At 34.4% G+C, this 24,518-nt stretch carries 24 protein-coding genes and 1 riboswitch; of the genes, 11 read left to right on the top strand and 13 right to left on the bottom strand.

Annotation, left to right across the window (positions count from 1 at the left end; translation table 11 throughout):
* Window position 1: 1 nt before the first annotated feature.
* Complete coding sequence (locus MHH45_RS23855) at window positions 2-151, bottom strand: hypothetical protein (protein WP_077293847.1); 150 nt, start codon at window positions 149-151, stop codon at window positions 2-4.
* Between the two features lie 214 nt (window positions 152-365).
* Complete coding sequence (locus MHH45_RS23850) at window positions 366-602, bottom strand: YkuJ family protein (RefSeq protein WP_000055151.1); 237 nt, start codon at window positions 600-602, stop codon at window positions 366-368.
* Between the two features lie 234 nt (window positions 603-836).
* On the opposite strand from MHH45_RS23850, the gene MHH45_RS23845 reads away from it, so the two are divergent.
* Window positions 837-1,079 (top strand): glutaredoxin family protein, encoded by a 243-nt coding sequence (locus tag MHH45_RS23845; RefSeq protein WP_016116089.1) that lies wholly within the window; start codon window positions 837-839, stop codon window positions 1,077-1,079.
* Window positions 1,080-1,091: 12 nt separating this feature from the next.
* On the opposite strand, the gene MHH45_RS23840 is transcribed toward MHH45_RS23845, so the two are convergent.
* The 3 genes from MHH45_RS23840 to fadH form a co-directional block, all read right to left on the bottom strand.
* On the bottom strand, window positions 1,092-1,592 hold the full coding sequence (locus MHH45_RS23840) for a DUF3993 domain-containing protein (protein WP_016116090.1): 501 nt from the start codon (window positions 1,590-1,592) through the stop codon (window positions 1,092-1,094).
* Window positions 1,593-1,774: 182 nt separating this feature from the next.
* Entirely contained in the window at window positions 1,775-2,992 is a 1,218-nt protein-coding gene (locus tag MHH45_RS23835; RefSeq protein ID WP_016116091.1) for an EAL domain-containing protein, read from the bottom strand.
* A gap of 260 nt (window positions 2,993-3,252) precedes the next feature.
* Complete coding sequence (fadH, locus tag MHH45_RS23830; RefSeq protein ID WP_016116092.1) at window positions 3,253-4,017, bottom strand: 2,4-dienoyl-CoA reductase; 765 nt, start codon at window positions 4,015-4,017, stop codon at window positions 3,253-3,255.
* 454 nt (window positions 4,018-4,471) lie between these two features.
* Between fadH and MHH45_RS23825 the strand changes: the two genes are divergently transcribed.
* Both MHH45_RS23825 and MHH45_RS23820 read left to right on the top strand, forming a co-directional pair.
* Complete coding sequence (locus MHH45_RS23825) at window positions 4,472-5,329, top strand: metallophosphoesterase (protein WP_033671486.1); 858 nt, start codon at window positions 4,472-4,474, stop codon at window positions 5,327-5,329.
* A gap of 99 nt (window positions 5,330-5,428) precedes the next feature.
* Window positions 5,429-5,650, top strand: a complete 222-nt coding sequence (locus MHH45_RS23820; RefSeq protein ID WP_003208297.1) for a hypothetical protein — start codon at window positions 5,429-5,431, stop codon at window positions 5,648-5,650.
* 380 nt (window positions 5,651-6,030) lie between these two features.
* Here MHH45_RS23820 and MHH45_RS23815 read toward each other — a convergent pair whose 3' ends face one another.
* Complete coding sequence (locus tag MHH45_RS23815; RefSeq protein ID WP_016116094.1) at window positions 6,031-8,139, bottom strand: RNA degradosome polyphosphate kinase; 2,109 nt, start codon at window positions 8,137-8,139, stop codon at window positions 6,031-6,033.
* Window positions 8,140-8,253: 114 nt separating this feature from the next.
* Window positions 8,254-9,792, bottom strand: a complete 1,539-nt coding sequence (locus MHH45_RS23810; RefSeq protein ID WP_016116095.1) for a Ppx/GppA family phosphatase — start codon at window positions 9,790-9,792, stop codon at window positions 8,254-8,256.
* 179 nt (window positions 9,793-9,971) lie between these two features.
* Here MHH45_RS23810 and MHH45_RS23805 point away from each other — a divergent pair, with 179 nt between their 5' ends.
* Window positions 9,972-10,430, top strand: a complete 459-nt coding sequence (locus MHH45_RS23805) for a YkyB family protein (protein WP_016116096.1) — start codon at window positions 9,972-9,974, stop codon at window positions 10,428-10,430.
* A 30-nt stretch (window positions 10,431-10,460) separates the two neighbouring features.
* Here MHH45_RS23805 and MHH45_RS23800 read toward each other — a convergent pair whose 3' ends face one another.
* Complete coding sequence (locus MHH45_RS23800; RefSeq protein WP_044880878.1) at window positions 10,461-11,081, bottom strand: YkyA family protein; 621 nt, start codon at window positions 11,079-11,081, stop codon at window positions 10,461-10,463.
* A gap of 55 nt (window positions 11,082-11,136) precedes the next feature.
* A complete protein-coding gene (locus MHH45_RS23795; protein ID WP_016116098.1) occupies window positions 11,137-11,955 on the bottom strand; it encodes a peptidoglycan-N-acetylglucosamine deacetylase in 819 nt (272 codons plus the stop codon).
* Window positions 11,956-12,745: 790 nt separating this feature from the next.
* Here MHH45_RS23795 and MHH45_RS23790 point away from each other — a divergent pair.
* Window positions 12,746-12,979: a phage holin gene (locus MHH45_RS23790; RefSeq protein WP_016116099.1), complete on the top strand. Its 234-nt coding sequence runs from the start codon at window positions 12,746-12,748 to the stop codon at window positions 12,977-12,979.
* A 29-nt stretch (window positions 12,980-13,008) separates the two neighbouring features.
* Here MHH45_RS23790 and MHH45_RS23785 read toward each other — a convergent pair whose 3' ends face one another.
* Entirely contained in the window at window positions 13,009-13,524 is a 516-nt protein-coding gene (locus MHH45_RS23785) for a hypothetical protein (RefSeq protein ID WP_033671488.1), read from the bottom strand.
* A 437-nt stretch (window positions 13,525-13,961) separates the two neighbouring features.
* Between MHH45_RS23785 and MHH45_RS23780 the strand changes: the two genes are divergently transcribed.
* The 3 genes from MHH45_RS23780 to metE all read left to right on the top strand — a co-directional run bounded on the left by MHH45_RS23780 (window position 13,962) and on the right by metE (window position 19,027).
* The gene (locus MHH45_RS23780) at window positions 13,962-15,497 is read left to right on the top strand and encodes an MDR family MFS transporter (protein ID WP_016116101.1); all 1,536 of its coding nucleotides are present in this window, start codon (window positions 13,962-13,964) and stop codon (window positions 15,495-15,497) included.
* Window positions 15,498-15,589: 92 nt separating this feature from the next.
* Entirely contained in the window at window positions 15,590-16,147 is a 558-nt protein-coding gene (locus MHH45_RS23775) for a PadR family transcriptional regulator (protein WP_016116102.1), read from the top strand.
* A 273-nt stretch (window positions 16,148-16,420) separates the two neighbouring features.
* Window positions 16,421-16,609, top strand: a riboswitch (cobalamin riboswitch).
* Between the two features lie 129 nt (window positions 16,610-16,738).
* Window positions 16,739-19,027, top strand: coding sequence for a 5-methyltetrahydropteroyltriglutamate--homocysteine S-methyltransferase (gene metE, locus MHH45_RS23770; protein ID WP_016116103.1), 2,289 nt, complete (start codon window positions 16,739-16,741; stop codon window positions 19,025-19,027).
* Window positions 19,028-19,343: 316 nt separating this feature from the next.
* On the opposite strand, the gene comJ is transcribed toward metE, so the two are convergent.
* Both comJ and nucA read right to left on the bottom strand, forming a co-directional pair.
* Complete coding sequence (gene comJ, locus MHH45_RS23765) at window positions 19,344-19,733, bottom strand: competence protein ComJ (protein ID WP_033671489.1); 390 nt, start codon at window positions 19,731-19,733, stop codon at window positions 19,344-19,346.
* A gap of 18 nt (window positions 19,734-19,751) precedes the next feature.
* Complete coding sequence (nucA, locus tag MHH45_RS23760) at window positions 19,752-20,186, bottom strand: DNA-entry nuclease (protein ID WP_016116105.1); 435 nt, start codon at window positions 20,184-20,186, stop codon at window positions 19,752-19,754.
* A 239-nt stretch (window positions 20,187-20,425) separates the two neighbouring features.
* Between nucA and MHH45_RS23755 the strand changes: the two genes are divergently transcribed.
* Window positions 20,426-21,169, top strand: a complete 744-nt coding sequence (locus MHH45_RS23755; protein ID WP_003199901.1) for a DUF3967 domain-containing protein — start codon at window positions 20,426-20,428, stop codon at window positions 21,167-21,169.
* Window positions 21,170-21,467: 298 nt separating this feature from the next.
* On the opposite strand, the gene MHH45_RS23750 is transcribed toward MHH45_RS23755, so the two are convergent.
* A complete protein-coding gene (locus MHH45_RS23750; RefSeq protein WP_016116106.1) occupies window positions 21,468-22,742 on the bottom strand; it encodes a sensor histidine kinase in 1,275 nt (424 codons plus the stop codon).
* A gap of 310 nt (window positions 22,743-23,052) precedes the next feature.
* On the opposite strand from MHH45_RS23750, the gene MHH45_RS23745 reads away from it, so the two are divergent.
* Together MHH45_RS23745 and MHH45_RS23740 are read left to right on the top strand one after the other, a co-directional pair.
* Window positions 23,053-23,253 carry a hypothetical protein gene (locus tag MHH45_RS23745; protein WP_003199899.1) on the top strand — a complete coding sequence of 67 codons (201 nt, stop codon included), beginning with the start codon at window positions 23,053-23,055 and terminating at the stop codon, window positions 23,251-23,253.
* 101 nt (window positions 23,254-23,354) lie between these two features.
* Complete coding sequence (locus MHH45_RS23740) at window positions 23,355-24,518, top strand: aminotransferase A (RefSeq protein ID WP_003199898.1); 1,164 nt, start codon at window positions 23,355-23,357, stop codon at window positions 24,516-24,518.

Here is a 24,518-nt window from a genome sequence, read left to right as displayed (position 1 = left end):
ATTATCCTTTACTTGTTTCTATATTTCGGATGGAATACTTACATGCTGGACAAGTATAAATTACATTCTGATTAGACTGAGCTGTTAGCACACGATCAATTTCAAATGACATATGACATTTTGGACAAACAACAATTGGTAATCGTTCCACACTCCACATTCCCTTCAAACTTTTAATACCAGTGTAGGAAGAACCAAAAAATCTTATACATATAAAGTGAAACTTCCATTAAGCTTTTACAGATCGTTATCTCCACATATCTTCTTTAATTCCTTATCCTCTTACTACCCATTAATGAAGAATGAAGTTATTATTAAAATCACCAAAAAAGGTACCGCTTCTCGCGGTACCTTTTTTGTATGTATCAAGAAATAATATCGTAGATCTCAATTGCAACCATATCAATATTATCGAATTGATACACTTGTGGCTTTTCGCCTTGCTGATACACTTCTAACTCATACATTTCACTTTTATCGAAAAATTTCACGCTACATTTGCGTTCACCGTTCACTTCAAAATAGCGTTGTGCTACTTCACCGCTTTCAGCTTGTTCTTGTAGACTAACAAGTCGAGTTAAAATTCCTTGGAGTAGAGACATGAAATCTCCCCTTTCTCTAATCTTCCTATCAATAGGTTTTACAGCTATACTCATTCTATCCGTCATAACAGAAAAAATGTTCCACACTCTAGGATAAAGCTTCTTGACGAGAAACTCAACTAAAATTTGTCGAAAAAAGAAGTAAAAAGCAAAAAGGAAATCTTTTTTCTTCCTTTATTGCGGTTTTTGTAGCTGCGGAATATAATAAAAAGCAGAAAAAGAGGAGGATTTATAATGAAAAAAATAGAGGTTTATACACAACCAGATTGCCCACCATGTACCATTGTAAAAGAATTCTTAAAACACAACAATATAACATACAAGGAATTTGATGTCAAAAAGGATAGCGCTGCTCGCAACCGTCTTTTATATGACTATAACTCATACTCAACTCCAACCGTTGTCATTGATGGGGAAGTTGTCTCTGGTTTTCAAATTGAAAAATTACAACAGTTACTAAATCTAGAAAAGGAATAGGCAATGATTCACCTATTCCTTTTCTTTCAACTCTTGTAATTTTTTCATTTCTATTAAAAGCTCCTGACTCTCATGATAACCAGCTAATTTCCATTTTCCTTCTTCCTTTTGCAACGTAATAATTTGATATTGTTCATTTTTCACCCATTCATATACGTATAAAAGCCCATGTTCTTCGTCAAATGCTAACTTTGTTTGAGAAGTAAAAGAAAAAGGAGCTTCTTTTGTAGGAAGTAAATGTTCACCGCTTTGTTTGTCACCGTTACTATTTTCATCTGTAAAGACTTGAAGAAAGTTATTTGTAAAATAAGGTGATAGTACATCATACATCTTCCCCATTGATAAATGCTTCCCACGAATTGAAAATTGTACCTCATATCCCTTTTGAATGGTTGTAAACACTTCTTTTCGATCCACTTTTATTTCTTCTTTACCAAGAACCGTTGTAACACTATACCCAACTAGAAAGGCAACACATAAAAATAGAACAAACCAAATTCCATATTTCCTCATTTTTTCACCTTCCTTTAACAGAGCTTGTCTTTGTAGTATTCATTGTAACAATGATTATGTAAAGAAAGGGATGGTTTCGTTCGTAAAATCTTTACAATGATAGACAGCATTTTTGCCATCTTTTTCACTATTACCAATTTATGCTAAAAACAAACAAAAAAATGCACGAATTGCTTCGTGCATTAAAATAAAACATCTTCTTCGTATAAAAATTCATAGGACAAATCAATAAATAAAAAATGTTCATCATCAATTGGAAAGGAAAACGTTCGTACCATCTCTCCTGTTTCTATATCTGCATATAAATCAGAGAGTCTTGCTTTATTTTCAAATCTCATTTTCATTATATTTTCTAAAAAATACGGACGCCAGCTCCAATTTTTCATATAATACTCTGGCATAACAATCCATTCACCATCTTTTTTCATAATGTTTCCTGATTGCTGAAAGCCGTCTTCATTACAAATAAAGATTCGAAAACTATAATGCGATACATGTTGACTAAAATGCAATAACCAATTATTAACGTCTTCATTCTTTTTCTGCTTAGATAAAACATTCCCAACTTGATCACGCAATGTTTCCGTTAATTGATAAATTTTTTGTAGTTTTTTCTTTTCATGTTGAATAAATTGATGACATTCATTACCCAGACGTTCTTTTAAAATATCCGCTTCAATAAAATCAGGTAAACATTTTTTTAAATAATTCCCTTGATAATATCTTCCACCATTTTTCCAAGCGTATTGCAGTTGGTAAAAAGCATCAATTTCTTCATATAATAATGTCGCACCAATTCTTCTCGCTAATAAAGACAAAGAATATAAAATATCTTGATAAGATTGTAAAAGTGCAGTTTGTCTTAAATTCGTTAAGTCCACCTTTAAAATATCAGGTGCCAGCACACTAATTCGTTCTAGATTACTCGTACCTGTCCCTACTTTATTAATTGAAATTTGAATGCCATATGTACGGTAATACATAAGTAAGTGATTAAATTGTTCTATATCTTCCTTACAATCATGCTCTGTTATTTCTAAAACGATATTCCCTAAATTCAATCCTTTTTTTTCATACATTAATAGCAAATGAAGTAAACTTTCATCTTCATCATTCATTAATATGTTCGCACCCCGATGTATAAACAATAAAAATTTTTGATCTGTTTCCAAGTAACGTTCTAATGCTTTTTCTACTATGACATTATCCACCTCTAGTTGAAATTCACCTGGAATGGAATCATCATGAAAAAAAGAAGAAAGACTTTGTATCCCTTCTTCCGTTTGGATACGTCCTACTACCTCATATCCAATTACTGTATGCTCATCAGCACTAAAAATAGCTTGATAATAAGGAAGGACTTTATCTAAATTACTCATCACATCTAATGCATCTACCAAAATGTTTCCCTCCCTTTACTTTTCAAAAATTATAACACCGTATGTATAGAAAAATAATAAAAAATCCCTTCAGTTTTCCTGAAGGGATTAGAGGGGTAAAATGCTAAGGGGAATTAGCAATTCTACTATGAAGAAAAAAGAGGTCTTAAATATACCTTATAAAAAACCTATTGTAAACACTTTTCTTTCATATGTCACAAATCCGTCACATTTTACCTCGCATTCATGGGCAGTACCACGTTTCACTTTATATAATCCCTTTAAAATGGATACTGATGCAAATGCTGTCCACCATCCATTGTCATACACGTTCCATTTATGTATGCTGCCTCATCAGAGCATAAATAAAAAGCTAAACCCGCAATTTCTTCTGGCGTACCAAGCCGACCAAGCGGGACGCTTTGCAGTGTACGATTGGCTGCCTCTTCTGAAATCCATAATTTATCCGCACCACCTGTTCGTTCAATTGGTCCAGGAGCAATTGCATTGACGCGAATACCATATTTACGCCCCCACTCAACAGCGAGCGTTTTTGTCATTGCCAACACACCTGCTTTCGCCGCAGCAGAATGAATGACACCCGGTCCTGCATCCCATGCATACGTTGCTACCATATTAATGATATTTCCTTTTATGCCCTTCTCAATCCAATACTTCCCTACTGCTTGACTACAATAAAAAGTTCCGTTAAGCACAATATTAATAACCGCATTCCAACCATTAATCGATAAATCTTCTGCAGGACAAATAAAATTACCTGCTGCATTATTTACTAAAATATCAATGCGTCCAAATTTTTCATCAACATATTCAATCATATTTTTTATATCTTCTATACTTCGAACATCCATTTGTACTGTCAATACTTGTCCTGAAAATTGCTCAATCTCTTTTTTCGCTTCTTCCAGCTTTTCTTGTGTACGCCCTGTAATAACAACGCGTGCTCCTTCCTTTGCAAAACGAGCTGCCATCCCTTTTCCCATTCCGCTTGAACCACCTGTTATAATCGCTACTTTTTCTTTCAAAGTTTCCCCTCCCCAAAAATGAATACATATTCATTTTACCACTTTATTTCATAGAAATCTTTATATTTTTAAATTTTTCTGATATCTTTAGATAAGTAAATCACTTTCATTGCCATATTTCTTATAATCTCTATAAATCCATTTTTATTTTTCGACATATAATCCACTGCTATGCAGAACAAAAAGTGATCCGCACTTGTTTTCTCTCTTTGTTTTCACTTAGCATGGGGCAGGAAAAAAATCTGACTGCTTCTATGCATGGCCGGATGCTCTCTCCCACCTAAAGATTAGGTTTTTTGTCGGTTTTTCAATTTGTATTTATATATACTACTTTTCGATATCTCAAAATATAATTCTAGAACAAGAAATAAACGGAAAGGAGAGCCAAGTGACCTATAATGCCTGTATATCTTATAAACTTCCTTTTGTATACTATAGGTTCGCTCATATTCCTATGAAACAAATAACGAGAAGAAACTTTATAAAAACAGGAATACGCACTTGTCTCTATACTTGTATTACAGCTGGTCTCGGCTATTACTATGCAAAATATATAGAGCCGAACTTTCTTTCTTTCACACATCACACCCTTCGTTCTCCACTTATTCCCAAAAACTTTCACGGTATGAAAATCGTCCAATTTAGTGATTTACATTTAGGGTACTATTTTTCTCTCCAACACCTTTCAACAATCGTTTCAAAAATAAATAGTGCTGCGCCTGATATTGTCCTTTTTACTGGTGATTTAATCGATGACTACCAAACATATAGCGAAACTCCTTTTGTTTCTTCAATTTTGCGAAATATTCGTGCACCCTTTGGTAAATTTGCAATCTATGGAAACCATGATCATGGTGGGTATGGAACCGAATACTATAGTCAAATTATGAGTGATGCAGGTTTTGAAGTATTACAAAATACCGAAAAACGTATTCGTTTATTCGATAATAGTGAAATTTCTATTTTCGGAATCGATGACATGCTTCTTGGCAAACCAGAAATCGAGGAAACATTACACCATGTGCAAAAAGAGCTATATACAATTGTGCTCGTACATGAACCTGATATAGCACCTAAAATTGCAAACTTCCCAGTAAACCTCCAACTTTCTGGACATAGTCATGGTGGACAAGTACAACTTCCCTTTTTAGGAGCGATCATTACCCCAGCACTAGCAAAACATTACATTGAGGGATTTTATCATATTCAAGAATTACTCCTTTATGTAAATCGCGGTCTTGGAAGGACACGTGTTCCATTTCGTTTTTTGTCCAGGCCTGAAATTACAGTATTCACCCTTCAGCACCTGTAACCTATAATTGCCTATTTTCTCATATATCCTTTCTTGTACTCGCTCATCCATACTTTTTCACCATATGATAACAATGAGTCCAATAAAGGAGGTTTGTACATGTACCCATATCCTCAGCCCTATCTAGTTCGTTCAGGACCCATTGGCCCAGTAAGTGACTCACGCTTCTTACCCTTCTTCGGTGTTCCATTCTTAGCAGGACTTGCTGGCGGTTTACTTGGCGGAGCATTAGCATTCGGTCCTAGACCATCTTACTATCCTCCATATCCGCCAACACCGTTTCCTTGTTACGGAGGGCCATGCCAGCCGTATTATTATTGATATAAACAAAAACTATGAAAAAAGCTCCTTATTTATATAAGAGGCTTTTTTCATTCATTTCTATTAATTGAAATTTTATTTGATCATCTTTTTTATCATCAATCATTTTTTCTATATGAATCTATTTTGATTTTTCAATATGTAATCCACTGCTATACAGAACAAAAAGTGATCTGCATTCGTTTTCTCTCTTTGTTTTACCGTTGCACGGGGCAGGAAGTGGGATTGACCGCTCCTATGCATAGCTGGATGCTCTCTCCCACCTAAAAAAAGGAGTTATGTCGTTTTTTTCAATTTGTATTCATATATAATATCCTTATAATCTTAGTACTAGGTACTTACTCATAAGTTATTATTAACTATTTCATATATACAAAACATTACTCTACATCAGTATTTTGATAAGCCATCTTAAATAATTTCACTTGGCTATCAATCTCTTGCGAACTATTATTGATTACATAATAGTATTCACCATTTTTGTTTTGTTCACGCGTTTTTACATTATCTGCTAAAATAAGCTGTAATATTGCGTTTATTCTTGCTTTCATTTCAAGACCTAGAATTGGAAAAGATATTTCTACTCGCTTTTCCATATTCCTTGTCATCCAATCAGCGGAAGATAAATAAATTTTTTCATCTCCATTATGATGGAAATAATAAATACGGCTGTGTTCTAAGTAGCGCCCAACAAGACTAATCACCCTAATATTTTCACTTACATTTTGAATACCAGGGCGTAAGCAACATGTTCCTCTCACGATAAGTTCCACCTTCACTCCAGCCTGCGATGCCTCATACAACTTTTGAATCAACGGTTTATCTGTTAATGAATTCATCTTAGCAATAATGTGTCCATTACTATATTGCTTATGATAGCGAATCTCTTCATCTATTAGCTCCATAAATTGCTGACGTATATCAAAAGGAGCCACTGACAAATGATGAAAATGAGGTTTCGTTGTATAACCGCTCAAATAATTAAAGAAATTTGTTGCATCTACTCCAAAATCTTTTCGGGATGTAATATAGCCAAAATCTGTATATAGCTTTGCAGTCGCATCATTATAGTTTCCTGTCCCTAAATGTACAAATCTTTCAATTTTTCCGTGTTTTCTCCGTACAACAAGTGTAATTTTACTATGTGTTTTCAAATGACTTACACCATAAATAACGTGGCAACCCGCTTGTTCAAGTTCCTTTGCCCAATGGACATTATTTTCTTCATCAAAACGAGCCTTTAATTCAACAAGCACTGTTACTTGTTTCCCCTTCTCCGCTGCGGTCTTTAATGCCTGAATAATCGGAGAATCTCCACTTACACGATATAACGTTTGTTTTATAGCCAGCACATTCGGGTCATCTGCCGCATCACGCACAAAATCAACAACTGGCTGAAAAGATTCAAATGGATGATGCAATAAAATATCGTGCTCAATTGCTTTCTCAAATACATCTTCTTCATCGTCTAAATCTTCAGGCGGTTGCGGAATAAGAGCTGGATAAACAAGATGTTCATATAAAGGTGCTAATTTTTTATATAAGGAAAATAAACATGTTAAGTCTAATGGTCCCTCCATCATATATACATCTTCATCCTTTACCTCTAACACTTCATATAATAAAGCTAAAACTCTTTCATCTACATGCTCTTTTCCAATTTCTAAACGAACAGCCGCCCCCCACTTACGTTTTTTTAACTCTTTTTCAATTACTTTCAATAAATCACGTGCACCCTCTTCATGTATTGTCAAATCCGCATTACGCGTAATACGAAAACGAGTGACCGAGGATACTTTATATCCTGTAAATAATTTATGAGTAAAACTACTAATTACGTCTTCTAATAAAATAAATTTATGCTTTTGATCTTCACTTGGCAAAAAAATAAAACGCTCGAGTAATGAAGGCACTTGGACAATACCAAGCTTTGTTCTGTTCTCTTCCTCTACCTGTTTCTCATCATAGAGAATAGTAGCTAAGTTTAAACTTTTATTTAAAAGCATCGGAAACGGACGATATGCATCTATCGCTACAGGCGTTAAGACTGGGAAAATTTGTTCGTCAAAATATTCTTCAATAAACTCACGTTGCTCTTTCGTTAAATCTTGAAATATTAACGGCTCAATACCTTCCATTTCAAGCGCTGGCAGCACAGTATTTTTAAATGTATTATACTGAACTGTCATCAATTCATGAGCTTTCGTAGCAATTTTATTTAGCTGCTGTTTTGGTGTTAATCCAGCCTTATTTTCTGGTTGATTGAAGCCCGCTTTTACTTGATCTTTTAATCCAGCAACACGTACCATAAAAAATTCATCCAAATTTGAACTAAAAATACTAATAAACTTTAATCTTTCTAAAAGTGGATTACTTTCATCTTGTGCCTCTTGTAACACACGTTCATTAAAAGCAAGCCAGCTTAATTCACGGTTATTATAGTAAGCAGTATCATTCAAATTTACAGGGCTTTCCTTCATCAATTCCAATTCCATTTCCCCTCACACTTCCCTTGAAACTTTTTCAATATAATTTAGTTACATTTATTGTATCAAATTCCAATTTATTAAAGTGTAAAACTTTTGTAAAGACATCCGTACAACTTAATATTCCTCTTCAAATATTAAATCAATATTCATCTTCAATGCTTTTTCTAACTGCTTTTTCTGCTTTTCTGCTTGTACCTTTTCTGCTAAAGCTGATTGTTTACAAACAATGCGGAATACAAGCTTCTCTTTATTTTTTTCCACGTTAATCTTTTCAATAAGCGCCCTTTGTCTCACATTTAAAGCAGCTGAAAATTGTAAAACTGCCCCTAACAATCGAATTTTTTTCTGTTCACTCTTATCAAACCAACCTTCAAATGGTGCTAAGTACTGTTTAAATAGCATTTTCGATTTATAAGATGCGATGAGTGCAAGTCTAATACGTTCTTTATGCATCATGCCGTCGATTGTTTTATTCGCCAATAAATAGAATGTATGCAGACGGCTTGCTTCTGTATCTATGTATTTCCCGATATTAAATACTTTGGCAGCTTGATAAAATATACCCCAATCTTTTTCTGAAAAATAAATAATTTCAGACTCTTCAAGTTGTGTACAAATTAACGTTCCTTGCTTAATAAGTTGAACGACAAATTTCATATCCATTTCATATTCATAGGACAATAAGTGTAAACTTTCCTCTACTACATTTGGATAATAAGAAATACCTAATTTTTTTGTAAGTTCCTCATAGAAAACACCTTCTCGTAACCCTTTTCTGCTTAATACAAATGACGGGGCTTGTATAATATTTGTTAGCATATAAAATACTTCTATCGCTGGAATAATTGTATCAGCTCGATCTTTTGCTAACCCATCTAACTTCTGTAATTCTGTAAAAGAAAGACTTTCTAGTTCCTCTCTCACATCCCTTATATCTGCTTCCTTCATTTTATATAAATGCAAACCTGCTATCGGATAAGAAATTGCATTTTGATGAATTTTCACCATATTTCGAGCACTCCCACCTATAGCAATAAGAGGTAGTCTTTTTTCCTTTAACCAAGGTAACGTTTGAAATTGATACCATAGATATCTTCTTAATTCTTCTAATTCTTCTGTGGTTGGTGTCTCACGATGAATAAATTGTTGTTTTAAAGAAAGCGCTCCAAAAGGAAAGCTATAATATTCTACAATTTCTCGGTCCCGAAAATATGTAACCTCTGTACTTCCCCCACCTATGTCGACAGTAACTCCTTCTGTAAAAGAAGTTGAATTCATCACAGCTAAGTAACCATAGCGTGCTTCTTCATATTCAGATAACACCCTAAGCACAAAATCAGTTTTTCCTTCTACAAGTTTTTTTATTTCTTCTTGATTCTTTGCTTGTCTAATTGTTGCTGTCGCAACACAAAGCACATTATGTAATCCGTGATACCTTGTACTTTCTTGAAATTGAAGTAATGTTTGCAGCAGTATATCCATCCCTTCTTGTATTAACACACCATCTATTAGATAATTTCTTAATCGTGCAACAACCTTTGTATTTTCAACTTCCTTATAAAAGCCTCCATTTTGTTTTTCATAAATCACCAATCGCATTGTATTTGAACCAATATCAATAATGGCATATTGCTGTTTCAATATATCTTTCACACTTCTCACTCTTTCATTATCAAATTTCTAGAAATCATTCCTATCACTATTATACAAAATAGTTGTTTTTTGTAACAATATTGCTTTAATATTGAAAATGTATACAATCATTTTTTGTATATAATAAAAACTACTTTTATTTATGCTATAATATTGAAAAACTAGAAAGGGGTCCCACTATGAAACCTTCACAACCACAGTCTCAATCACACAAACAATATTCTATTGATCAATTGGCTCAATCTATTTTCATTGTGAACCGGCATGCCAAAGCTGCTACAAATCCTAAATATTTATATTGGTTGAAAAAGATTGCTTTAGAACGTTTAATTAGTGAAAAGAAAGCAATAAAAGAAGGATTACATTTCTCTAGGAATCCACGTTTTAGTCAGCAACAATCAGATGTTCTCGTTCGGTTAGGTGACTATTTTTTCCATATCCCTCCTACAAAAGATGATTTCAGTACTCTCCCACATCTCGGTAGCCTTGAATCTTCCTATAGAAACCCCAAAACAACTCTTTCTTTAGCAGTAGCAAAAAAAGCGCTTCAAGATTATATTGGGCCGGAAGCGCTAAAACAGGAAAAAAAATTAAGCGAACCAATTCCTTGGTATCGGCGTACGTATACAAAGAAATAAAGCAGGCTTGGCCATAATGGCCAACCTGCTTTATTTCTTCTCTTCTTTTATTTTAATGTTCGCTTGTTTATAAAATGCTACTTTTTCTGTATTATATGATTTTGTATATTCGTTGAACTTATCTTTTTCAGCATCAATATCTTTATAAGATTGGTTCACCGTTTTTACTTTCTCACTAATATCTTTTAATTTTGCTCCTTTATCTTGAAGCATTGTGAATAATTCTTTTTCTAACTTTAATGATTTACTATAGTTGTCATACATCTTCTTAAAAGACTCATATCGTTTTTCGTAAGTATTCTTTACTTTGTCTGCTTGTTCTTTTAGCTTACCATTCTCGATTTTTTTCACATATTTATCAACCGACTTCACTTCTTCTTGTGCTTTGTTTAATGCTTCTTTTTCTTTATCAATTACTTTTCTACGTTCTGCTGTATTTTTCATTGCTTGATCTAATTTTTCTTTCACAGCTTGATTATTATCTTTTCCTTCTTGCACGATTTGACCGTATAATGTTTGGCCTTCTTTTTCTAATGCCTCTAATTTTTTCGCGTCTTCAAACATTGGCTTTTCTTGCTTCGCAGCATTTTCAAATGCTACATATAATTCCTCTTCTGGTTTTGGTCCGAAACAACCAGCTAATAATGTCATAGATAAAGCCGCTACAATTGCTATTTTATTATACTTCAACTTCTTTTCCTCCTACTTATATACGATCATCATGCCAAAAATTCAATGGAAAATGAGCAGCTTCTTCATACACTTCAAACTCATACCCTTTTTTACGAAGATCATCAATAATTGTTTGCAATGCTTGTACAGTTTGTTTTTTTTCATGCATTAAAATGACTTCACGTTCTTGTTTAGCCCCTGAAATGACATTTTGTACTACACCATTTGGATTCCCTGGTAATTTCCAATCTAAAGAATCAATAGTCCAGTCCCATTCTTTCATATTTACTGTTGCCATTTGGTCCCGCAATGCTTGATTAAGCCCTGGCATACTTCCGTACGGGCAACGAACAAGCTTAGGTTCCATCCCTGTAACATCTTTCACAATTTTCTGCGCTTGTTTCATCTCTTCTACAAACTGTCCTTGTTTATACAGTTTGGCATAATCATGTGTCATGCTATGAACACCTGGATAATGTCCTTCCTTTACTAAACGTTTCACACTCTCTGTATGAGAAGGGATGTTTCCACCAATCATGAAAAATGTTCCTTTTATTTCATTTTTCTTTAAGATATCTAAAATTTCTTTTTGAAATTCACTCGGCCCATCATCAAAAGTTAAGTATGCAACTTTGCGTACTTCCCCATTAAATTTCACCGGTGCTTTTTTATCCAACTCAACTTTTACCTGTTCACTAGCAAGCTGGATTGGGTTTACCTGAGTGGCTACAGCTCTTGCAGGTGATGTAAAGGATTGAAATATGAAAAACCCCGCCGCGATAGCACTAGTTGCAATAGCAATTATAACTAGCCACCTGATCAAAGGCGATCGTCGGCTCCTCACGTCTATCATTCTACCATTCCCTTTCTCTCTTTCTATCAATCTTTTCTTGTTCATTTTACACAGTGTAAAGGTTCACTTGCAACAATTTACAAATATTCTTTTTGTTCCCTCAAAAGGAAAAGTGTAGAGATTGTTTCCCCTACACTTTTAAATAAAAAAACATTGTGCAAAATGTATTGACACATCCATTACAATTATATGATGTTTAAATCTATTTTTAAAGACTTTTGTTACAATATATCATTTTTTTGTAACAAAAGAGATGGAATTGTTACGAAAAAACTTTTATAATTCTCTATTTATTAAATCTCTATGTTATACGATTGAGTTCTCACTTTATTTCATAGCTCTTCTAATGATTTTCGCTCTCCCGGATAAGTTACCGTCTAAAATAATAATTGAATACCTTTTATATAATATAAATTATAAGTAAAGCAAAAAGGATTGAGCATCTATACATCTTGCATTACTAATCATACTGTATGCTTCTATATCAATAATATTTTTTTACAAAACAAAAATGTACGTATTTTCCGTACATTTTCTCTCTTAAACTTGTATTCATTTTCTTTTCTATTTCATATATATAGTATATATCTATTTTGATTTTCCAACATATAAATCGATGCTATGGAGAACGAAAAGTGACCGCTACTTGTTTTCTCTCTTTGTTTTAACTTGGTATGGGCAGGAAAAGGGTCTGCATGACCAGATGCTCTCTCCCACCTAAAAAGGGTTTTATGTCGGTCTTTCAATTTGTATTTATATAATATATATCCATTACCGAAAGGAGAAAAAGATGTTACAAAGAGAAAATATTCCAGACGTCATTCGTTTTTTAGCCGGATTTCTCTTATCATTAAAGCTATTATTTGAATCATTCGGGCTTTCTTTTATTACAAATGACCAAATTGATGCTATCATAAATGTTGCTTCTTTCTTATTTATTTTATACTTCGGATATAAAAATAACTATGTAGGAAAAAAAGGCCTAGAACAAAAAGAATTACTAAAGAAGCATAATTTGCATTAAAAAAGGAACCCACGTCCCGGGATTCCTTTTTATTGTTGTATCAATATTGCTTCTTTTGTTTGAAGTGGTCCATATAATCGGCCCTTCTGCTGAAATGTGTATGTAGCACGTAACGAAATATGAGACGGGATTTGTATACGTGATGCTTTGACCTGACAGATTAATTGAGCTTTTTCACCTGGTAGTAATTCATCAATCCTCCACCTTACAAGTTGGAATAAAAACTCTCCCGTCCCTTTACTCGTTTGTAATGTATTAGGGATATATGCAAAATGATCACGAATCATATGACTAACGATTACGCGAGAAATTTCTTCGCTTCCTATGTTTTCAACTTCTAATTGAATAAAAAGAATTTCATGTACATCATAAACAACTTCTTGTGAAAAACACTTTTCTTTTTTACTGCGAATTTGTAATATTACTGCTACATTTGGATTAGACTGTTTGCTCGTAACTTCTTTAGAACCACCTTCCATCCACATAACAGGTTGTAAAGACCACGGAAACAATTCTTTATCTAGACTTATTTCCCACATTTTCACAATCACAATTCACCTCATTCCAGATGGTATTATCTGTACAAATTTATTCTGCTTCACTAAATAATAAACCACCCTTCTCCAATTCGTTCACCTTAAAGCATTCCCTTATTTATTCCAATAAAAATATACGTCTTCAACATTTTTATCTTTCTTCTTTATCTTATTCGACAACGTGATTAAAAAACCATTTTAAATAGCTATCACTCTATCATTCAATAACTTCCTTTTGTTTCTTCAATATTAAAAACTAGAAAGTAAAAAATTTGCCTTTTAGTCAAATTTGACTATAATATGATTTATGCTTTTCTTTATGGCACTATCTTCTCTTATAAAAGAAATAGTGAAATCATAGTCATACATAAAGACATGCTAAAGTACGAACTACCAATAAGATTTTCCTACAGAACAGTTGATCTTATATAAAAGGAGGAATATGTTTGCAAGAACAAGCATCTCAAAACAAAGTAAGTAAAACAAAGTTTGTTGTTGCTGGATTGTTACTTGGTATTTTAATGGCAGCAATGGATAATACAATCGTTGCCACTGCCATGGCGACAATTGTTGGAGACCTAGGAGGATTTGATAAATTTGTTTGGGTCACATCAGCTTATATGGTAGCAACAATGGCAGGGATGCCGATTTTCGGGAAGTTATCTGATATGTATGGACGTAAACGTTTTTATATCGGTGGGTTGCTTCTCTTTTTGCTTGGTTCTATTCTTTGCGGTACAGCAGCAAGTATTGAACAGTTAAGTATCTATAGAGCGATTCAAGGAATTGGTGGCGGCGCTTTAATGCCAATTGCATTCACAATCATGTATGATATATTCCCGCCGGAAAAACGAGGGAAAATGACTGGACTATTTGGAGCAGTTTTTGGAACATCAAGCGTATTCGGTCCTTTATTAGGTGCTTATATTACTGATTATATAAGTTGGCACTGGGTCTTTTATATCAATATTCCATTAGGGCTTATTTCCTTCTTCTTCATCTCGAAGTACTACAAAGAATCTCTACAATATAGAAAACAAAAAATCGATTGGACTGGTGCCATTACACTTGTAATAAGCATTGTTTGCTTAATGTTTGCTCTAGAACTTGGTGGTAAGGAATATGCTTGGAATTCTAATATGATTCTTGGCTTATTTGCTACTTTTGCTATTATGCTTATTATCTTCTTCTTCGTAGAAAGACGAGCAACAGAGCCAATTATTTCTTTCCATTTATTTAAAAAGCGTTTATTTGCAGCGAGCCAAGGTGTTGCCTTTTTCTATGGAGCAACTTTTATTATTTGTACAGTTTACATTCCAATCTTTGTCCAAGGCGTTCTTGGCGGTTCAGCATCTAATGCAGGATTAATTTTAACACCAATGATGGTCGGTTCTGTAGTCGGAAGTCAAGTAGGTGGACAATTGGCGTCTCGAACAAGTTACCGTAACATTATGATCGTATCTGGAATTTTCTTTGTACTTGGGATTTATTCACTTGGCACATTAACACTAGAAACATCACGGACACTCGTAACAATCTTTATGATTCTAACTGGGCTTGGAGTTGGCTTCTCATTCTCTGTTTTAAGTATGTCTTCTATTCACAATTTAGAAATGAGAGATCGCGGCTCTGCTACATCAACAAACTCTTTCTTCCGTTCTCTTGGAATGACTCTTGGTGTGACAATTTTCGGTACAATTCAAAATCAGATTTTCACTGATAAATTAAAAGCTGTTTTCCCTCCAGAATTAGCAAAAATGGTACCAAAAGGTGGAGACACAAGCTTTTTATTGTCACCACATGCTACTGAAAAAATTCCACCTCAAATATTGGATGGAATTAAACAAGCACTTGGGACATCTATTGCCGATACATTTTTCTGGGCGCTTATCCCAGCTGTTCTAAGTATTATCTGTATTATACTGATGGGTAAAGAACGTCTCTTAACGGGAACAAAGAAAAAACAGAAACAAGTAAGTTAATACACGCCAAAATGAAACGGTATATCTCTTTCGATAAAGAGATATACCGTTTATAATATGTATAAAGTTTATATTACAGGAGTTGAGACAGCGTGAGCATGAAATTAGTCATTCTCGGCTTGCTACTCGAAGGAGATAAACATCCATATGAAGTGCAGCACATAATGAAAGAACGACAAATGAATTGTTATATTAAATACGCAAAAGGATCCCTCTATTACGCCTTTGAACAATTGGAGAAACACGGGGCAATTGCGGTTACAAATGTTGTACGAGATACAAATCGACCAGATAAGACAATTTTCCATATAACTGAAACTGGAAGAGAACTTTTCCATACACTGCTTTTAAAGCAATTCGAGGCAAAAAACCAAATATATAAACCAATCTATTCAGCACTATCCTTCTCTCATTTTGGTGATGAAAAAACAATCATTCCTATTTTAGAAAAAAAGAGAGATGACACGATTCAATATTTACATACGATGCAATCCATATACGAACATAGCAAGGAAAATGTTCCGCGTGCACAGCTTTATATTTTCAACAGTGTTATTGAACATATTACTGTTGAATTACGTTGGTTAAATGAACTCCATAAAGATGCAAGTGCTGGTCGCCTTTCAGAAATAGGAATGAATGTAAATTGACACTTGATCAGTGGGGATTTTCCTCACTGATCATTCTCCCTACCATCCACCGCCTTATGCTCTTTATTATTTCTTCTCTCTTATTTAGACATAAATCCTCATCATTCATGTTGAAAACAAACATAGAACCTTTGATTCCATCCCATTTATAAAATCATAATTTTCATAATGATGAAAGTCATGATTTTATGAATATTCTTATTTTAAAACAGTAGACAAAATTCAAAAAATTATGTTAGAATTTGTTTCAATATCATATTCGCTTGTTAAATTCCTTTCAAAAGGAAAATAGGTACACGACATTTCTGAGTTCGTGTTGAAAAGGGAAGTTTGGTGAAATTCCAACGCGGTCCCGCCACTGTAAGTGCAGAGACTTCTTTTCTATACCACTGTGAAAACGGGAAGGTGAAAGAAGTCATATGAAGCATAAGCCAAGAGACCTGCCTATTTTAACAACACTGATAGACTCACGGATGATGATTAGGTGTTATGAACGAGAAGAGAGGGCTATTTTCTGTACCTTTATACTTTTCGTTACATGTATTTCCGAGTAAACGGAAATGCTTACTTTCAATTAGGGAGGAATTTTAAATGGCAATTCAAACAAGTAATTTAGGGTATCCACGAATTGGATTACACCGAGAATGGAAAAAAACGTTGGAAGCTTTTTGGTCAAATAAGATTGATGAGCAGCAATTTTCAACAACAATGAAAGAAATTCGTCTTCAACATGTGAAAGCTCAGCAAGAAAAAGGAATCAATTTAGTTCCAATTGGCGACTTTACATATTATGATCATGTGCTGGACACAGCCTACATGCTTGGCTTTATTCCATCTCGTTTTTCAGAGTTCACTTCTTATCTTGATGTATATTTTGCAATGGCACGTGGCTCTAAAGATCACGTTGCTTCCGAAATGACAAAATGGTTTAACACAAACTATCATTATATTGTTCCAGAATATGAAGAAGGATTGGAGATTTCTTTAAAAGACAATCGACCACTTCGCTTATACGAAGAAGCAAAACAAGAATTAGGCGTTGATGGAAAACCAGTTATATTAGGACCTTATACATTCTTAAAATTAGCAAAAGGATATAAACAAGAGCAATTTGCTACTATTTTAAATCAACTAGTTGCTCCTTATGTACAGCTATTAACTGAATTACACGAAGCTGGTGCAAAACTCATCCAAATTGATGAACCAATTTTTGCATCTTTAACAAAAGAAGAAATAGCAGAGGCGAAAGAACTTTACGCGACAATTCGTAAAAGCGTTCCAAATGCAACTCTTGTCTTACAAACTTATTTTGATAGTGTAGAAGAGAACTATGAAGAAATTATTACATTTCCTGTATCCGGCATTGGATTGGACTTTGTTCACGGTAAAGAAGGTAATGTAAACACAGTTTTAGAGTATGGATTCCCATCCGATAAAATTTTAGCAGTCGGTTGTATAGATGGCCGTAACATTTGGAGAGCTGATCTTGACGAAGTCCTTTCTTTATTTAAAACATTACAAGATCACATTACACCGAAAGAATGGATCGTTCAGCCTTCATGTAGCTTATTACATACTCCAATTGATAAAACGGAAGAAACACACTTATCAACAGAACTATTTGATGCCCTTGCATTTGCAAATCAAAAACTAGAAGAACTTACACTTATTAAACGCGCGCTTTCTGAGGGTGCAGAAAGTGTTAGTACGGAATTAGCTACTTACCGTAGCGCTCATGAAGCAATTCGATCTTCAGCTGCACGTAATCGTGAAGATGTACAAACAGCAAGAGCAACCCTTAAAGAAGAGGATTTCTCTCGTCCTCTTCCATTTGAACAACGTTATGCTTTGCAACAAGAAGCATTACAGTTACCGCTACTTCCAACAACAACAATCGGTAGCTTCCCGCAAACTACTGAAGTTCGTCAAACGCGTAAACAATGGCGAAGCGGTGACATTACAAATGAACAATATGAACAATTTATTGAAAAAGAAACTGAAAAATGGATTCGATATCAAGAAGAAATCGGCCTTGATGTGCTCGTTCATGGTGAATTTGAGCGAACTGATATGGTAGAATACTTTGGCGAAAGACTTGCTGGTTTCTCTTTCACTAAGAATGGTTGGGTTCAATCATACGGTTCTCGCTGTGTAAAACCACCTGTAATCTATGGTGATGTTGCCTTTATTAATGGGATGACAATTAAAGAAACCGCATATGCCCAGGGCCTTACAGATAAAGTTGTAAAAGGCATGTTAACAGGTCCTGTGACCATTCTAAACTGGTCATTCGTTCGGAATGATATTTCACGAAAAGAAGTTTCTTACCAAATCGCATTAGCACTTCGTCATGAAATTAAATTGCTTGAATCTTCCGGTATCCGTGTTATTCAAGTCGATGAACCAGCACTTCGCGAAGGAATGCCGCTAAAAGAAAAAGATTGGAACGCATATATTACATGGGCTGTTCAATCATTCCTTCTAGCAACTTCTTCTGTAGCGAATGAAACACAAATTCACACACATATGTGTTACAGTAACTTCGAAGATATCGTAGATGCAATTCGTGCATTAGATGCCGATGTTATTTCTATCGAAACATCAAGAAGTCATGGCGAATTTATTCATACATTAGAACATACAACATATGAAAAAGGGATCGGTTTAGGAGTTTATGATATTCATAGCCCTCGTGTTCCAAGTAAAAATGAAATGTATACAATTGTAGAACAATCCTTAAAAGTATGTGATCCAAAATACTTCTGGATTAACCCAGACTGTGGTTTAAAAACAAGAAGAACAGAAGAAGTTATACCTGCTTTAGAGCATATGGTTCAAGCTGCTAAAGAGGCCCGCTCTCTTCTAAAAACAAACGCATAAGGAAATAAGGGTGTCCTTTAAAAGGATACCCTTATTCTATATTTCAACTAGCGTTCATCGCCAATAACAAGGTGGTACAAATAAAAATAAAATGAACTTCCTGACAATTACGCTAATTTATTCACATCATCAATTCCTAGTTCTTCTATATAAAGAGACATAAATAGAATAACCAAACTTAATCCGCACGATTTTGAAAAGCAGCCGATCCAATAAACGATAAGATTACGCCGCAAACTTGGCGTATATTTACACCTTCTTCCGTTCTTCATTGTAACGAAGTTTAAAAGAAAAAGCCACGATACCGTAGCTTTTTTTACTCTTTCTCTTCAAAAAACAATTCATATTGTATCTTGTACAATTCATCATCTGTTGGTTCCTCAAGCGGTATTGCTTGTAGTACCAACAGATAATCACCTTTTGGAATTGAAATAGGAAATTTGTCAGAAAAAATACTCCTTACAAAAACTCCTTCGTCCCCCACCCTAAAAGGGACTGATATCGTTCTCATTGTCTCTTCTTTCTCAATACGCTTCCCAACTGTTGCTTTGATTTCACACGTATAATCAGAAAGTGCCTCAAAAATAATTACTCCTTCTGCTTCAGCGTATCCTCTCTCAAAATCTTCATTCGTCCAGTCTACATAAGGCTGTTCCCCATCATAATTCATCACGATTAATTGTGAGTAGGAAATTGTTAATTCCACAAGCACCATTCCCTTCTACTACTTAACCTCAAACTTCACACGTGTCCCATCTGGGTACTTATCTAGCTTATTTCCCACCCATGAACCTGCGCCTCTATTATCAGCAGGGTTAATATATTCAATATGCGCATCTTTTCCACCTTCTTTGCACATTGCCATTGGCCATTCATCACGATCGTACCCTTTTTTTGCTGGATATGGAGCTAGAGACAACTTTCTTCTATCAGCTGCACCACTTCTATCAATCGTACATACTTTAGAATGCCCTTCTTTAATCGCATCTGCAATATGTTTCCCCGTCTCTGGATAACGTTCTTTTGGAAATTCTAGAACTTGATCATATGTAACTTCTTTCTTACTCTTTGGTTCTGCTGGTATAAACGCTTCATAGACAGCAACTAAAATAGAAAGAATAGCAATAATTGAAATGATAATGCCTTTTAATTGTTTCATATATGTACCTCCGTTTTTCGACCCAATTTCTTTTCCTAGGCTATTATAACAAACTTCCTCCATATATGTTTTCAGACATTATTTTATCCCTTCCTCCCCTTTACGCCAAAAACATTCATTTTTATGCAACTTTTTGCTAATCATGTAGAAAACTTCTAGACTTCCGACATTCTTTTTCAAAGGAAGTCTAAATAAAAGATGGAATTTGTATATACGATACTTTTTGGGGAGGAAATGTTATGGAGGCGACATATAAAACGAAGGATGTTACAAATAAAACAGGAATCCCGAAACACATAGTTCGAAAATATAGTCAACTTTTAGAACAACATGGTTATATGATTGCAAAAACCGCTGATGCTCGTATATATAAAATGGATGATATGAAGCTTTTAAAATCAATTCACGAACGAGCAGCCACACTGCAAGAAGATATTACAGAAACAATTCCTATCATTTTAAAAGAAAAAGACAGTCCACCTGTACCGATGTTAAAACAAAATCAAGAAGTACATGCGAAAGAAGAAGACCGAAACTTTGAAGAATTCATGTTAAAACTTGAGATGCTCGCCCAATTAAACGAAGCAATTATTCATCAAAACTCTACCTTAATTACACAAAACCGCTTAAAAGATGAAAAACTAGATGAATTAATGCAACAAGTTTATGTAAAAGAAGGTACACAAGAAGAAATGCTGCAAGAGCTTATTGATCACGCAGCTCAAACAGATGCCCTACAAAAAGAAAAAATGGACTTATTGATGAATCATATGTATAAGCGTGAATCAAAGCAAGAAGAAAAAATGAACAAGCTTGTCAATCACGTTTACAATAAAGACAACAATCGAGATGCACAGCTTATGCAAGTCATTCGTGAAATTCAAGAAACAAAACGACTAATCGCCGCCTCAAAGGAGCAAAGCTTATTTCAATCATTTAAAAATTTATTTATTCGAGTCAAACCAGAAAAAACAAATGAATAAAAGAAAACCTTCATCGTTAGCTTTTCATCATCCAAGGTAGAAGCTTTATAAGCCTTTCATTTTCACGTATATAAATCTATTTTAGTTTTTCGACATATAAGTCGCTCACGCGAAGCAGAAAAAGTAACCGTTAGTTGTTTTCTCTTTCTATTTTTATTTGGCATGGGGCAGGAAAAGGCTCTGACTGCTTCTATGCATGGCTGGATCCTCTCTCCCAACTAAAATGAAGGAGTTTATGTCGTTTTTTCAACTTGAATTTATATAGATAAATATAAAAGTTACCTTATATCGGTAACTTTTATTCCTTATTTCTAACTGCTGGTAATGTAATAATTGCTTCCGTTCCTTTTCCACTCTCGCTTTTATATTCCAGCATACCATTATGTGCTTGTAAAATACTAAAGGTAACCATAAGCCCTAGGCCCGTTCCTTTTTCTTTTAATGAATAATACGGTTGTCCAAGCCTTGCTAGCTGTTCTTTCGTCATTCCAACGCCACTATCTTTTACTCGCACTATAATCACATCATCTTTTTGAATGGCGGTTACTTTTAAATACCCTTTGTTTTCTTGAATCGCTTCAATTCCATTTTTAACGATGTTCATAATTGCTTGCTTTAACTTTGTCTTATCACCAATTGTATAAAGGTTCTCAGAAATTTCAACTTGTAAATAAACGCCTTGCATAGCTGCAAATGAAGACATTAAAGTAGTCATTTCTATGAGCTGCGCTGATAAACATATATGTTCCTTTTTTTCAATTTGCGGCCTAGCTAAATTTAAGTAATCCGAAATAATTTGTTCGGCTCGATCAAGCTCAGCTAGTACAAGACGCATATAGTCCTTATTCTTCATATCTTCTGTACTTTCTAATAGCTGAATAAACCCCCGAACAACTGTGAGGGGATTTCGCACCTCATGTGCTACACTTGCCGCTAGCTCGCTTACAATGTTTAACTTTTCAGATTTTTGCATTTCTGTACGTAACAATGCATTTTCATTTAAATACTCTGTTAAATACACTTGAAATACCATTGTCATAACCATAATAAAGGAAGCAAATATGTATCCACTATATAAATGCGACATAGGTGGCGTAAAGCCTACTCTCAGTAAAATCCCAAACATACTACACACTAAACCGACAAGAACATACAAAGATGAAATAATAAGGGCCACAATAAGTTTTTTTTCTCTCGGAAAAACAGGCCACTTTTTTGATAGCAGGAAAGGAATGATTGCAAGACATAAAACTTCTATTACCCGAAACCACTGTAAACCATTCAAAAACCATTCGTATACAATAAAAATACAAGCTGGGATAATCCCTACAATCCCACCATACAAAAAAGCACTCATAATCGGAATCGCATGGAAATTGTAACTACAAACATCGACAAAACAAATCGGATACGTCATAGAGAGAACAAGCGTAATACTAGATAAGAACATAATAAAATAGCGATTGGGCTTTGGAAGCATATCTTGATAACGGTTTAGACGAATCGCTTCATATAAAAACAGTGGCAAAATAATGATCGCGACTTGGATCATTAAGTCACGAATTAGCTCCATAGCCTCTCATCCCCTATATGTATTTTGATATGATTATATCATTTTACAGTTGCTTTTGTTTTAAAATTTAGATTTTTCTTAACATATTTGTAAATTATTTGTGAATAAACGTTAAGAAATGTTACAACTTTCCGAAATGATTGTAAACCCTGTACCAAACTACCATGATGCAGTATACAATGAATACGGGTTAACAAATAAAATAAAACATAGTCCAATAAACAGACAACTATAATAACATACAGCATATAATCCATACTATCTACGTGTACAAAGAAGTGATTATTATTTTAGTAGGAGGATGATAACTATGACAGGAACTACGCTTGTTTTAAAAGAGGAGAATTTGGTCGTTCTCGAAAATGTGGATAAATCAGTATACGAAGAATTGCAAGACAAAGCTGGGGAAGAAAATTGCACATGCGCTGTGAATGAATCTGTGGTACACCTTGGAAAAGTGTCTTCAGTTCTTTGGAATGAAGATGAAATAGATTGGGAATATGGGTATTAAAAAGTCGCTTTAAGCGGCTTTTTTTTTTGCGCTCCAAAGCGAAAATATAAAATTTATGATAAAATAAAAGAAATTTTGTAAGCGGAAGAAAGGGAGACAAAATGGAACAATTCATTAATCCTAGAGTGAAGGATATCCAAATTTCTGGTATTCGTCAATTCTCTAATATGATTCAAAACTATGATAATCTCATTTCTTTAACAATTGGACAACCTGATTTTCCAACTCCTTCTTTAGTCAAAGAAGCTGCTAAACGAGCGATTACAGAAAACTATACGAGCTATACACACAACGCCGGCCTATTAGAATTACGCAATGCAGCTTGTCATTTTCTAAAGGAAAATTACGATTTACACTATTCACCTGAAAACGAAACCATCGTTACAATCGGTGCTAGTGAAGCGATCGATGTTACATTTCGTACTATTTTAGAACCTGGAACAGAAGTTATTTTACCAGCTCCTATTTATCCAGGCTATGAACCCATTATTAGACTGTGCGGGGCAATCCCTGTGTTTGTAGATGTTCGTGAAACTGGATTTCGATTAACAGCAGAAGCGATTCAAAATGCAATTACAGATCAAACAAGATGCATCGTTTTACCTTATCCTTCTAATCCGACTGGTGTTACACTGTCAAAAGAAGAACTAACAGATATTGTATCTGTTTTAAAAGATAAAAACATTTTCGTTCTTTCTGATGAAATTTATAGCGAGCTTGTATATGAAGATAGTCATACATCCATCGCTCATTTTCCAGAAATGCGTGATAAAACAATCGTCATTAATGGACTATCAAAATCACATTCAATGACAGGCTGGCGCATCGGTCTTTTATTTGCTCCAAGCTATTTAGCAGGGCATATTTTGAAAGTTCATCAATACAACGTTACATGTGCAACTTCAATCGCACAATACGCTGCAATCGAAGCGTTAACAGCAGCAAAAGATGCACCGCGAATGATGCGTCATCAATATAAAAAACGCCGTGATTACGTATACAACAGACTGATTCAAATGGGCTTAACTGTTGAGAAGCCAACTGGTGCCTTTTATTTATTCCCATACGTTGGAAATCTTACATCCTCATCATTTGATTTTGCCATTGATCTTGTTAAAGAAGCTAGACTCGCTGTTGTTCCGGGAACAGCATTTTCAGAGTATGGTGAAGGGTATATTCGTCTTTCATACGCTTATAGTATGGAAACACTAAAAGAAGGCTGCGATCGTTTAGAAGAATTTTTAAAACAAAAAGCTAAGAGATAA

This window comes from Bacillus sp. FSL K6-0042 (assembly GCF_038006685.1).
Lineage (GTDB): Bacteria > Bacillota > Bacilli > Bacillales > Bacillaceae_G > Bacillus_A > Bacillus_A pseudomycoides.
The sequence above is the reverse complement of the archived record's forward strand: the minus strand, read 5'-3'. Positions and strand labels throughout refer to the sequence as shown.